Source organism: Mesorhizobium sp. M2C.T.Ca.TU.002.02.1.1 (assembly GCF_003997225.1).
Map to the genome: position 1 here is coordinate 1 of NZ_RZTO01000111.1, position 11,211 is coordinate 11,211.

Annotated in this window: 13 protein-coding genes and 2 pseudogenes; 10 read left to right on the forward strand and 5 right to left on the reverse strand. The window is 62.3% G+C overall.

The window, feature by feature from the left end; genetic code table 11:
• Positions 1 to 260: pseudogene (locus EOD07_RS08680) on the reverse strand (N-carbamoylsarcosine amidase); the annotation flags it as partial.
• 171 nt (positions 261 to 431) lie between these two features.
• Here EOD07_RS08680 and EOD07_RS08685 point away from each other — a divergent pair.
• The 7 genes and pseudogenes from EOD07_RS08685 (at position 432) to EOD07_RS39200 (ending at position 5,313) form a co-directional block, all read left to right on the forward strand.
• Positions 432 to 1,331, forward strand: a complete 900-nt coding sequence (locus EOD07_RS08685; protein WP_127235121.1) for a LysR family transcriptional regulator — start codon at positions 432 to 434, stop codon at positions 1,329 to 1,331.
• 348 nt (positions 1,332 to 1,679) lie between these two features.
• On the forward strand, positions 1,680 to 2,045 hold the full coding sequence (locus tag EOD07_RS38435; protein WP_245469969.1) for a universal stress protein: 366 nt from the start codon (positions 1,680 to 1,682) through the stop codon (positions 2,043 to 2,045).
• A 420-nt stretch (positions 2,046 to 2,465) separates the two neighbouring features.
• Positions 2,466 to 2,915 (forward strand): nucleoside diphosphate kinase regulator, encoded by a 450-nt coding sequence (gene rnk, locus EOD07_RS08695; RefSeq protein WP_127235122.1) that lies wholly within the window; start codon positions 2,466 to 2,468, stop codon positions 2,913 to 2,915.
• A gap of 166 nt (positions 2,916 to 3,081) precedes the next feature.
• Complete coding sequence (locus tag EOD07_RS08700; RefSeq protein WP_127235123.1) at positions 3,082 to 3,603, forward strand: nucleoside-diphosphate kinase; 522 nt, start codon at positions 3,082 to 3,084, stop codon at positions 3,601 to 3,603.
• Positions 3,604 to 3,717: 114 nt separating this feature from the next.
• The gene (locus tag EOD07_RS08705; protein ID WP_127235124.1) at positions 3,718 to 4,167 is read left to right on the forward strand and encodes a transcription elongation factor; all 450 of its coding nucleotides are present in this window, start codon (positions 3,718 to 3,720) and stop codon (positions 4,165 to 4,167) included.
• A 127-nt stretch (positions 4,168 to 4,294) separates the two neighbouring features.
• Positions 4,295 to 4,978: pseudogene (locus EOD07_RS08710) on the forward strand (proton-conducting transporter membrane subunit); the annotation flags it as partial.
• 86 nt (positions 4,979 to 5,064) lie between these two features.
• Complete coding sequence (locus EOD07_RS39200) at positions 5,065 to 5,313, forward strand: hypothetical protein (RefSeq protein ID WP_127235125.1); 249 nt, start codon at positions 5,065 to 5,067, stop codon at positions 5,311 to 5,313.
• A gap of 27 nt (positions 5,314 to 5,340) precedes the next feature.
• Here EOD07_RS39200 and EOD07_RS39045 read toward each other — a convergent pair whose 3' ends face one another.
• Positions 5,341 to 5,466: a hypothetical protein gene (locus EOD07_RS39045; RefSeq protein WP_281059043.1), complete on the reverse strand. Its 126-nt coding sequence runs from the start codon at positions 5,464 to 5,466 to the stop codon at positions 5,341 to 5,343.
• Positions 5,467 to 7,203: 1,737 nt separating this feature from the next.
• Positions 7,204 to 7,971 (reverse strand): hypothetical protein, encoded by a 768-nt coding sequence (locus EOD07_RS38445; protein ID WP_245469973.1) that lies wholly within the window; start codon positions 7,969 to 7,971, stop codon positions 7,204 to 7,206.
• Between EOD07_RS38445 and EOD07_RS38450 the strand changes: the two genes are divergently transcribed.
• The 3 genes from EOD07_RS38450 (at position 7,958) to EOD07_RS08725 (ending at position 9,687) form a co-directional block, all read left to right on the forward strand.
• The gene (locus tag EOD07_RS38450; RefSeq protein ID WP_245469975.1) at positions 7,958 to 8,119 is read left to right on the forward strand and encodes an IS66 family transposase; all 162 of its coding nucleotides are present in this window, start codon (positions 7,958 to 7,960) and stop codon (positions 8,117 to 8,119) included. The two genes, EOD07_RS38445 and EOD07_RS38450, sit on opposite strands and share 14 nt — an antisense overlap.
• Before the next feature lie 385 nt (positions 8,120 to 8,504).
• Entirely contained in the window at positions 8,505 to 8,720 is a 216-nt protein-coding gene (locus EOD07_RS38455; RefSeq protein WP_245469971.1) for a hypothetical protein, read from the forward strand.
• Positions 8,721 to 9,012: 292 nt separating this feature from the next.
• Positions 9,013 to 9,687 carry a Crp/Fnr family transcriptional regulator gene (locus EOD07_RS08725; protein ID WP_127235126.1) on the forward strand — a complete coding sequence of 225 codons (675 nt, stop codon included), beginning with the start codon at positions 9,013 to 9,015 and terminating at the stop codon, positions 9,685 to 9,687.
• Between the two features lie 204 nt (positions 9,688 to 9,891).
• Here the strand turns inward: EOD07_RS08725 and EOD07_RS08730 are convergent, their stop codons facing one another.
• Both EOD07_RS08730 and ric read right to left on the reverse strand, forming a co-directional pair.
• Positions 9,892 to 10,230: a carboxymuconolactone decarboxylase family protein gene (locus EOD07_RS08730; protein ID WP_127235127.1), complete on the reverse strand. Its 339-nt coding sequence runs from the start codon at positions 10,228 to 10,230 to the stop codon at positions 9,892 to 9,894.
• Positions 10,231 to 10,405: 175 nt separating this feature from the next.
• On the reverse strand, positions 10,406 to 11,211 hold an 806-nt coding region (gene ric / locus EOD07_RS08735; RefSeq protein WP_245469968.1), incomplete at its 5' end, for an iron-sulfur cluster repair di-iron protein.

Sequence of the window (11,211 nt, forward strand, 5' to 3'; positions counted from 1 at the left end):
AAAAAAAAAAGGCCGATACCTCGGCAAGCCTTCAGCAGCCTCTGCATGCCCGGGATGATCTCGTTGTCCATGGCATCCTGGTCGAAGGTGAACGGATTGCCGGGCCGGGTCCAGGCATTGGCGAGATCGACGCTGACCAGCGCCGGGCGGCTACCGAAACCGACGCGGCGCTGAAAGCCGCGTTCCTGGTAGATTTTCGTCGATGCCGCGAACGCCTGCTGCAGCATTCGGTCGAGTTCCTTGTTGTCCACGTCGCTCATGGCGTTTCCTCTGCTTGGCCGGCAATGCGGCGCCGTTGGCTTTCGATGACCGAGGGACATTCGCGTCCGCCGGTATCCGCCGAAAGATTGCCGAGTCTCCATCTTGAGCTGAAATGGTCTTTAGCCAATTATTCTTGCGTCAAACGCATCAATCTGACTCTGGGAAACGGCATGAACACGGAAGCGGGCCTAGAGCTTACCCATTCGTTTCTCGTCGTGGCTGAGGAGTTGAACTTCCGCCGCAGCGCCGAGCGGCTAAACGTCGATCAATCGGCACTCACTCGCCGTATCCAAAAACTGGAACACATTTTGGGCTTCGCGCTCTTCGAACGAACAACGCGAGAAGTTGCCCTTACGCCGGCCGGGCGCTCCTTCTATGAACAGAATGTAGCGCTTTTGCAGGCATACTCGAATTCGGTGAAGGCAGCCCGACTAATCGCCGAAGGCAAGACTGGCAGCTTGCGCGTGGCCTACATGGCCTTTGCTGCCACCGAGCTGATGCCCTTCGCCGTATCACGTTACCGACGGTTTTATCCGCATATCGATGTCAACCTCCGCTACATTCGGACCCAAGGCCAGAAACTCGCGCTCGCGCATGACGAAGTCGATGTCGGCTACATGATCGGCCCGTTCGACCACGCCGATTTCCACACCCTTCTTCTTTCTGCCGATCCGCTCTATGTGGTCACTCCAAGGAATCACCGCTTTACACGGCTGCATGAGGTGCGACCGACAGACCTAGCGGAAGAAGACATTATTCTCGGCGACATGATCGAGTGGGAGGCCTATCGCTGGCGACTCGACGATATGTTTTCCGCCGAAGGCGTGCGGCTCAACATAAAGCTCGAGGCCTCCAATACGCTAGCGTTGCTTGGCCTCGTCGCTGCCGGTCTCGGCATCACCATCTATCCAGAAAGCCTGATCAATTTTCTCGGACGCAATGTCGAGGTGAGGCCGATCCTGCATCCGAGCTTCCGCAGCCAGACGGTGCTCGTCTGGAAGCGTACCAATCGCGCCAAGGCGGTGCGGAATTTTGTCGAGGTGGCGAAGCATTTGCCCGCGCGTGGTTGATCGCAATCAGCCGGGCACTGGATTACATGCAGCTCGACTCGAGATGCCGAGGCCGTCGGACCACAGCTCGCAGAAGCGCCTGGCATACCAAGGCATCGCTCGGCAAGGCATTGTCCCGCCTAGCGAGAAGCTCGTGATGCATTCCATGGATAACCGAAAAAGCGGTTATCCCGGGATCTCTTTCTAAACCGCAACCACGTTTAGTGCGGTTATGACCGGAAATGTCAGGACAGCCACTCGGCGAGGCGAAATGGCCGTCCTTGGGCTCTACGTTGTCTCCAGCCAAAGCTGTTGCCATGTTCTTGGCCGGGGGTGCATGGAACGTCTCGGCGGCATGACAATGGCTTGGTGGGCAACTACCCGAACATTGATGTGACGCTCCTTTCCTATGTCAACCTCGACGACGTCGTCGCCAACTGGCGCCCAGTGCGGCGCGCAATCGGAAGCGAAGGCTCCGGAGCGCCCCTGGCAAATGATCCGCAAGCAATGAGAGGGTCCTTGCCTACCGAGGCCACCTGTGTCTCGCCGTCCTTCCGTCGCGGCGATCCGGTGACCGGCCTTCGCGTCTTGGTGAACGAAGCCGATATCGATCTCGTCGTTGCCAGAACTCGTGGAAGAACGGGCTTGATGCAAGCCCTTCTGGGCAGTGTGGCATCGCGCATCCTTAACGAAGTCCCGAGCGACGTGCTTGTCGTGCCGAGCCGACTGCGTTGATGCCGCTGGCAGATCGACGTTGCGGACCAGTGTCAGGGAGCCGAGAGCGAAGCGCCGACCAGGACAATCACTGCCGATCGGGCCGGCCAGGTGCTGCATCCAGTCCGGTTGGCTGGCAGACGGGACCGCCTCGGCGCATCTCGTGCACATCTCGCGCATTACTTGATTTTCCAGTTCCGAGCCCCCACATTCCGAGAATGTCGACCGAACGCTTCACTCTTCTCCTTACGCGGGTGTGCCCCATCGCGGGCTACTGACCCCTCGGCTTGGTCGCGTCGCGCCCCGGCCGCGGGGCTTCAGCTTGTATTTCCCATCACTGCGGACAATTCAGGCAGCAGGGCGACAGCAATCCATCATTTCCAACCGACCGTAGCGACGCCGAAGGTGCGTCCGCGGTCCAAGATCAGAAAGGAAGTCCGAATGGCTTCCGATACGAAGAGACCGCGCAAACCGACGATCACCATGACACGCACCGACCATGGGAGGTTGTCGCGGCTGGCGGAATCCTATGCGACCCGGAATCCTGCGGTCGCCGATGAACTTCTGGCGGAACTTGACCGGGCGCGCGTCGTGGCAGACGGACGGATCGCGGCCGATGTTGTCCGCATGGGCTCAGCTGTTCGCTTCGTCAGCGACCTTGGAGAAGACAGGCGCGTGACGCTGGTGTTCCCGGGCGAGGCGGACATTGCCGAAGGCAAGGTTTCGATCCTTACGCCGATCGGCGCTGCGCTGATCGGCCTTTCGGCCGGGCAGTCGATCAATTGGACCGCGCGCGACGGTCGCGTCCATCGCCTTACGGCGGCAAGCGTCGAGGCTCCGATGCAGCCTTCCGCGTCGTCGGTGCCCGTCGAACTGCGGGCAGCGTCATGATCGAGGTCCGGCCCCCCTGCCGTCTCTCGCTCTTCGGAGGCTGCCTCATCACAGGGTCGTAGCCCCTGCGCCGCTCAAAGGCGGCCAGGGGATTCTCCATTCCGTTTCAACGCAACCGCTCCTTAAAGCGGAGCGATGGAGAACTGCGATGCTTACTGACACCTGCATGCTGACGACCAAGGACTTCACCATCCTCGAGGTCATGCGCGACCGCCGTTTCGGCAGGGACGATCCTTTGACGCCGATCCTGAAGAGGAAGATCGAGACCGCAGTGGTTGTCTTCCGCGAGGACGTTCCCGCCAACGTCGCGACGCTGAGCAGCCGCATCACCTTCAGCGTAGACGGGCGCGATCCCGACACCCGCATCCTGTCCCTCGAGCGCATGGCATCGCCCGTCGGGATGTTCCTGCCCATCACCACGCTGCGCGGCCTGGCCCTTCTGGGGCTCGTCGAAGGCCAGCCCTTTCTGTTGACGGACCACGACGGACGGGAAGAGAGGGTGGTGTTGGAGAAGGTCCAGTACCAGCCTGAGGCCTCGCGTCGAGAAAGGGAAACACTGGCCGGTGTGTCTGCTCCCGCGCAACGGAAGCTGTCGCTGAAGCTGATCCGGGGAGCGTTCGATCACCAGCCGCCGCTGGCGACCGCCGCATCGGACGGTTTCGACGATCCAGATCCCTCCGCCGCGTGAGGCTGATGGCATCGGATCGTCCTCACTTCGCATGGCGGCGACCCGATCGCCGCTGCGGCATCTAATCAGAGGGCATCGGGAGGGATCCGTCGTTGATCCATCTCTGGAGCAAGCATGATGACCAGGCTGTCCCTTCCTCTCCGCCGCATATCTGCGAGCGACCGTATGCGTCTGCAAGCGCTCGCCCGTTCGCTCACGGAACAATCACATCCGCTGGCGGCGGCCCTTTCAGAGGAGCTCGACCGTGCTGAACTGCGCGATCCGGACGACATCCGGGAAGGCACTGTGTCGCTCGACGGCTTCGTTACCTACCGAATTATGGGCTCGGAAGATTCTGAGCGGCGCCTTCTGATCCATCCGGAAGACCAGATGTGGCCGCCTGCGGAGATATCCATGGCCACGCCTCTAGGTATCACGCTGCTCGGGCTGTCGGCCGGCGATCGCACGCCCATTATAGGCACGTGTCTGCGGAACCCACCGTGGATCGAAGTCATCGCCGTCGGCCCGGCGGCAACCGGGGGTCTTGCGCGGCGGCCGACCTTCTCGCGCGGAGCGCCAAGCTGATCGTTGGCGGATCGCCGTGGATAGCTTAGATGCCGCACAGTCACACCGCCCAGACATTAGGAGAGTGATGGAGCTTTATTCGCTGCCTCTGATCATCGCTCTTCCCTTCGTGGCAGGCTTGGCGGCGATGCTGCTTCCACGATGCTGGCCTGTCTGACATTGACCCTCTCGCTGTACCCATCCGTCCGTGGCGGAGGGATTGAACGGCAAAGGTTCGAGTGGATACCCTCGCCGGGCCTCGACTTCGCCCTGAGGATCGACGGGTTCGCGTGGATCTTCGCGGTGCTGGTCAGCGGGATCGGATTTCTCGTCGTCGTCTTATACGCGCTACTACATCTCACCTGAGGATCCGGTCCGCCGCTTCTATCTTTTCTTCCTGGCGTTCGCGGCTCGATGCTGGGCGTCGTCCTGTCCGGTAACCTGATCCCTCCTAGTGGTGTTTTGGGAACTCACCAGCATCTTCTCCTTCCTGCTGATCGGATACTGGCACCACAACCAGGCGGCACGTGACGGCACCCGCATGGCGCTGACGATCACGGCGGTCGGCGGCCTTGCGCTGCTTGCGGGCATCCTCGTCATCGGCCATATCGTCGGCAGCTACGATCTCGACGCAGTGCTGGCATCGGGCGACGCGATACACGCCAATGAACTCTACGTCCCCGCGCTTCTGCTGATCCTGCTCGGCACGCTCATCAAGAGCGCGCGATTCCCCTTCCACTTCTGGCTGCCCAACGCCATGGCCGCGCCACCCCCCGTTTCGGCGTTCCTGCATTCGGCGACAATGGTGAAAGCCGGAGTGTTCCTGCTCTCGATCCACGTTCTCGACCTCGTCGACGCAGACGAATGGATCGCACTCATCAAGAGCCGCTACGAAAGTCTTCTCATGGAGATCTTCGAATGACCGCCGCCATCCTGCTTTGGTCCGTGAAGGCCGCACAGGTCATGTTGGCGGCCGCCATGGGCTGCTACGCCTACCGGCTGATCCGCGGTCCCCGCGCGCAGGACCGGGTGCCTTGCCTGGATGCCATGTACTCGCATGCGCGGCGCTTTATCGCGACCGGGGCGGAGGGATGGCCGGACGCGCCTGCCCGATCGATCCTCCGCCCGCCGTACAGCCGACAGGGGGCAAGCGACGGCGGCCAATGAAGCCGCCGCCACGATTGCGGACGGACGCTAGCGGCGTCGTCCGGCTTCGGCCGCCTTGGTGCCAAGTTCCGATACCGTAGTCGCGGCCTGGGCCTTCTTGTCCTTGTTCTGCTTCGGCTTGCGGGCTTCTCGATTGCCGTTTCTCTTGGCCATTTCCGGTTTCCTTCGTGCATGATCGAACCATCCGCGGCGGCGACGCGCACCCACGGATCGCTCAGGAATATGGATCGATAGGAAGCTCCCTGGCCTGACGGAACTGATCCGCGAGGCCAGGGCTAGCGGCCTGTCTTGGGCCGCTTCCGAAAGGAAAGTCCGTGTGTTGAAATCCTGTTCACAGGTGCATCATCGCCAGACTGCACTCGAAGTCAAACGGATGGAATGCCGCACGGCATCGCGGCCGCTTGCGGCCTTGCGCTGGAGTATGGCCAGCGCTTGGCACTGCCAGCGTCCGAAGGCCGCACCCGATCCCACCCAGTTGAACAGACTGCATCGAATGGCCATGTCGGAAGCATGATCATTTCAGGCAGTCACAAGAAATACCTGGTCGTCTCGGTGTCCCTTCTGACACGTTCGTAGCCCCAGGCGGCCCGGGCCGTCGTCCGCCGTCTTGGGGATCCCCATTCTTAGTCAAACAGCTTGACACGCGGCGATGTTTTCGCCGCCCCAGCAACCGCTGCGCAACTAGCAGAGGGCAGACGCGGCGCCGCGCCGTCGCGCTTGGCTCATAGGAGACAACAAGCTCATAGGAGACAACAAATTGGACAGGACAACGAAAACGATCATCGCAATGGGCATATTCGGTTTGATGCTGGTAGCGTTCGCGATGATTGATTCCGGGTTTTCCGGCGACATTGCGTCGCCTTGAAGAGGCTGTCGTAAGCAACTAGAGTAACAACATGTGCATGGTGACTTTCATCAAGGTTTCGAGGCTCGCCGGAGAGGGACGTGTTCCTTCCCGGAGCGGGCTTCCCAACCCTTGAAACCCGCACATAACTCCCGCTCCGGGCCATTCCACAAAAGCATGCGGTTCAATCTCTGCGGCGCTTCGCGGCGCCGCGCCGATGGAGCGTAACATGAGAATTTCCAATTCAAGGCGCATTTGCCGGTCCTGCGGCCGTTCCATGCCGAGAGCAGCATACCGGTGCCCGTGGTGCATCGCTTTGGTCGCAATTCCAGCCGCCCACATCCGTATACCGCAACCTCATCGTCGTACCGCCGCAGATTGGAGCAGGCTCGGGGTGCTGCCATGAACCACATCTTGCCTCAGGCCTCACACGCTGACGGAATGCGCAGCATCCCGAAGCAGTACGCGGCGCTGCCGTGGCGCCTGAGCCGCGACGGATTCCTCGAGGTTCTGCTCGTGACATCGCTCTGCGGCGGCCGGTGGATGGTGCCGAGCGGATGGCAGGTGGCAGGCTGCTCGCCGTCGCGGTTGGCCGAACGCGAAGCTTTCGCGGGAGCGGGCGCGGTCGGCCGCGCCGGACCTGAGTCGATTGGAAGCTACCAACACGTGAGGCCCCGGGAAGACGGCTCCAGCGATTCAGGGCACGTGACCGTGTTCGGGCTGCACGTCCTTGCGACACTGGCCAACTGGTCGGAGAAGGACCAGCGGAAGCGGCGATGGTGGCCGATCGAGGACGCGTGCAAGGCAGTCGGCGAGCCGGGACTTGCGGAGCTTCTAAGCTCCCTCGAATCCCATTCCCCCAAAGATCCGGCGTGTCGCGTCGACAGGAGCCGCCAGGTGGAGGTTCCGCCCCCGGGGGGTTGAATCCGCAATCGCAACGCGTGCGTCCGGAAGAAGATAACCGTTGCCTCTAACCAGACGCGATCTGGATCCCGGCTCCGCGCCCGAGACAGGCTCCCCTTCGATTGGAGCGTCGCCCTCAGGTTTTATGATTCAATCCAGGGCATGGTAGCCACCGCCCAGGATCCTGTTCCAGACGATATCGGCGCGCTGAGAGCAGCGCTGGCCGCGGCGCTGGCCAGAGCCGAAGACGAGGCCGCGAGCGAGCGCTGGTCGGGGCCGAACTGGCGGTCGCCAGGGCCAGAGCATCGGATGATGCGGCGCTGATCGCATACCAGGATCTGACGATCCGGAAGCTGCAGCGGGCGCTGCATGGTCAGAGTTCTGAACGTTCCGCCCGCCTGCACGATCAGATGGAGCTCACCTTCGAGGAGCTCGAGAGCACGGCTACGGAAGACGAGGCCGCGGCCCGGACCACAGAGGCGGCATCTTGTGTACGCAAACGACCGACGCGCCAGCCATTTCCCGAGCATCTGCCGCGCGAACGCGTGGTCGGGGCGGCACCGGCGGCTTGCCGCTGCTGCGGCGGTCATCGGCTGCGCAAGCTGGGTGAGGATATCGCCGAGACGCTGGAGGTGGTGCCGCGGCAATGGAAGGTGATCCAGCACGTGCGGGAGAAGTTCACCTGCCGCGACTGCGAGGCGATCAGCCAGGCTCCGGCGCCTTTCCACGCCACCCCACGGGGCTGGGCCGGTCCCAGCCTGCTGGCGATGATCCTGTTCGAGAAGTTCGGACAGCATCAGCCGCTCAACCGCCAGGCTGAGCGCTATGCCCCCGAAGGCGTGCCGCTCAGCCTGTCGACACTCGCCGACCAGGGTCGGTGCCGGTGCCGCGGCGCTGATGCCGCTGTTCAAGCGGCTCGAAGCCCATGTGCTGGCCGCTTCACGTCTGCGCGGCGGCGACACGACGGTGCCGGTCTTGGCCGATGGCAAGACCGGCACCGGCCGATTATGGACCTATGTGCGCGATGACCGACCGTTCGGCGGCCCCGATCCGCGGTGATGGTGTTCTATTATTCCCGCGATCGCCGAGGCGAACATCCCGCGGCGCATCTTGCCGGCTGGAGCGGCATTCTGCAGGCCGATGCCTTTGGCGGTTATGGCGATCTCTATGCGACGTGTCGTCAGCCGGGGCCTGTTCTGGAATCCAGCTGTTGGGCCAACAGCCGGCGCAAAGTGTTCGAGCTGGCGATATCGAATCGACGGCGCGCAAGAAGGCGCGCGGAGAGAAGCCCAACCTGGTCTATCGCTCGCGGTTGAAGCCGTGAAGCGCATCGATGCCCTTGTTCGATATCGAGCGCGAGATCAACGGCCTGTCGCCGGCCCAACGCTACGCCGCGCGCTAGGAGCGGAGCGTGCCGCTGGTCACCGAACTCGAGCGCTGGATGATCGAGACGCGACAAGCTCTTGCGCGGACACGATCTGAGCAAGGCCTTCAGTTACATGCTGCGCCGCTGGTCGCCCTTCGAACAATGCAACCGAGCGAGATTTGGGTGTACGGCACCAACGATGATGACGGGATCCTGGCATTTACCGATGAAGGCATCGAGCGGGTCAAACTCCTCCTCGAAGAATATCATCGCCTCTCACCATCGAAACCTTGACCCCAGCACCGCAGTGGTCAGAGGCTCGTGGCCGCCGGATACGCACCCCTGCGATCTTCACCGGATAGCTACCGCTGTTCCGCGCCGATGCCATCATTTCTCCGGCGGAACGCAAATGCGGCCGACCGAATGACATCGCGCCCTTGACGAAAACGGGAAGAAATCATTCGGACAACGATGAAGGGCTCCTATCCGAAGCCGCGTCGGCTGACGTTCTCGCGGCGCCGCGTCATGTGGCCGAATCTTTGCGCGCCGCCGATGAACGAACCCCGCCTGCCAACAGCAGCGATCCGTGGAGGACGTGCTTCCGCGGGTTCCCTTCTTCGCCGAACTTGACGAAGCCTCGCTGGCTGCACTCGCTCGCCATGTGCACACGCGCCGTTATTCACCCGGCGAAACCGTAGTTGCGGATGGCTGGCCATGCGAGGGGCTGTCCTTTGTCGTGCGTGGCCACGTTCGGGTTTATCGCTCGACCTCCGACGGTCGGGAGCAGGTGCTCCGGGTGGTGGGTCCCGGTCGCACCTTCAACGAAGCCGCCGCGTTCGACGAAGGCCTGAATGCCGAAGGTGCCGTCGCGGTCGGCGAAGTCGTCACTGGATTAGTGCCGAGTCTTGTCCTTCGCGCCGAGATTGACCGGCATCCCGAGATCGCCAAAGCGGCCACGCGGCTACTTGCCAATCGTCAGCGCGCGCTTGGCCAGATGGTCGAGGACCTGGGAGTCCGCGACGTGACGGCTAGGGTAGTCAAGGTGCTGCTCGGCTGCGCTGGCCGTTACGATCACGTGGCCGGCACCTGCTCGCGCATCACGCACCAGGAAATCGCCAGCATGGTCGGATCGGTGCGCGAGGTAGTCCAGCGGTCGTTGAAGGAGCTCGAGCGCAAAGGTGCAATCAAACTGGAGCGTGCGCGTATCAAGATCCTCAGCGTCGACACCCTGGAACGGTTCAGCGAAGGACTAGGCGACTAGGATTGATCCCGCAATTTGGGAGCGCCGTTCGAGGGCGCAGGCAGCTTCGTCGCCGCCACATTTCCTCGCTCAATCCCAGTGTCGCGTTTGTATCCGACAGTGGAATTGAGATCGCAAGTTCATCGTCGCGTGTGTGCCGCAGGTGCACCGACGATGCCAAGCGGCGCAAGGGTCTCGGCCACCGAGTTTCTCGCGCGTGCAGACCTACTCGGCGGGCCTGTTCTCAAGCTTGTTGAGGGCGATAGTCGCGTGCGCGTATGCCGCGCCTGCGCGCATTTCTGCAGCCACCCAGATCGCTTCCATGATCTCTTCCGGCGTCGCGCCTTCCTTTGTCGCCGCCTTGGTGTGACCCTCAATGCAGTAGGGGCATTGCGTGACATGAGCGACCGCTACGGCGATCAGCTGTTTCATTTTTCGCGGCAGCGCGCCTTCTTGAAAAACAGTCTGGCTAAACTGACGGAAAGCCGATTCGGCTTCGGGCGCGAGGCTGCGGCGTTTCTCCGCCAATGCCTTTGTCGGCCTGGGATAAAGCTCTTCACTCATGACGTCTTCTCCGTGTAGTCCATGAATTCTTGCGGGCCGCGTGCCAGCCGGGCCAAGAACACTGCCCGGACATCACGACGTAGCTGCGAAAGGTGATGAGGCTCGAGCCCCTGAACGAAGTCCATCCGAGACCGGACCGGAGACGAGCCGCCTTGCTCCCAACGAGATCATTCGCTCAGGCCGCTTCGTGATCCTCGAATCTCGGGAACAGCACGTTGTTCTCGAGGTGGATGTGCTCCATCACGTCGTCAACCAGTTTGGCCGTCCCGACATAGAGAGCCTCCCACGACCGACAAGCGCCGTCAGGCAGGACGAAGCTGTTGGCGATCGCCTCCAGGCGGCGCAGGTGCTCGCCATGCCGATCATGGTCGTGACGCATCTGCGTGATCGGGCGAGTGCTTCCAGCATCATCCTGTTGCCGCATGGACGGGAAGAGCGCTGTCTCCTCGGTCTGCATATGCTCCTCAAGCTCGCCCTGTATCGCCTGGATCGTGTCGGCAAGGCCCCGCGGCACTTCCGGATGGCCGGCATGGACCGCTTCGACTTTCCGCGCCAGACGAATGAGCTCGGGCAACTCGCGCCGATGCGCCTCCTGATAGCGGCTCACAATGTGGTCGATCAGCGCGCCGGTTGCTTCCGGTGCAGGAATGGATTTGCTCGGGTCGAGCGCGACAAGCGCCTCCTCCACGGCAGCGATGTCCACGCCGCGCTTGCGAACCGCTTCGGCCAATATCGCGTCGCCGCCGCAGCAGAAGTCGAGCTTGAATTTGCGGAACACAGCGGTCGCGCCGGGCAACGTCGCGGCGATTTCGCCGATGGTGCGGTCTCTAAGCGGGTTTTCAGTAGACATTGTTGTCGTCCTTCGTGACGTGGGAATCTGAGGTTCGGGCGAAAATACTGTTGGTTGCCGAGACGAACGCCTTGTTGGCAGGCAATCCTGAGCTCCAGGCTCTCGGCGACGCGCTTGGCCGTTCCATGGAG

What these genes read in the sequence shown, in the direction of transcription:
- EOD07_RS08685 (WP_127235121.1), top strand. Translation starts at nt 432, where the DNA reads ATGAACACGGAAGCGGGCCTAGAGCTTACCCATTCGTTTCTCGTCGTG.
- rnk (WP_127235122.1), top strand. Translation starts at nt 2,466, where the DNA reads ATGGCTTCCGATACGAAGAGACCGCGCAAACCGACGATCACCATGACA.
- EOD07_RS08700 (WP_127235123.1), top strand. Translation starts at nt 3,082, where the DNA reads ATGCTGACGACCAAGGACTTCACCATCCTCGAGGTCATGCGCGACCGC.
- EOD07_RS08705 (WP_127235124.1), top strand. Translation starts at nt 3,718, where the DNA reads ATGATGACCAGGCTGTCCCTTCCTCTCCGCCGCATATCTGCGAGCGAC.
- EOD07_RS39200 (WP_127235125.1), top strand. Translation starts at nt 5,065, where the DNA reads ATGACCGCCGCCATCCTGCTTTGGTCCGTGAAGGCCGCACAGGTCATG.
- EOD07_RS39045 (WP_281059043.1), bottom strand. Translation starts at nt 5,466, where the DNA reads ATGGCCAAGAGAAACGGCAATCGAGAAGCCCGCAAGCCGAAGCAGAAC.
- EOD07_RS38450 (WP_245469975.1), top strand. Translation starts at nt 7,958, where the DNA reads ATGCCGCTGTTCAAGCGGCTCGAAGCCCATGTGCTGGCCGCTTCACGT.
- EOD07_RS08730 (WP_127235127.1), bottom strand. Translation starts at nt 10,230, where the DNA reads ATGAGTGAAGAGCTTTATCCCAGGCCGACAAAGGCATTGGCGGAGAAA.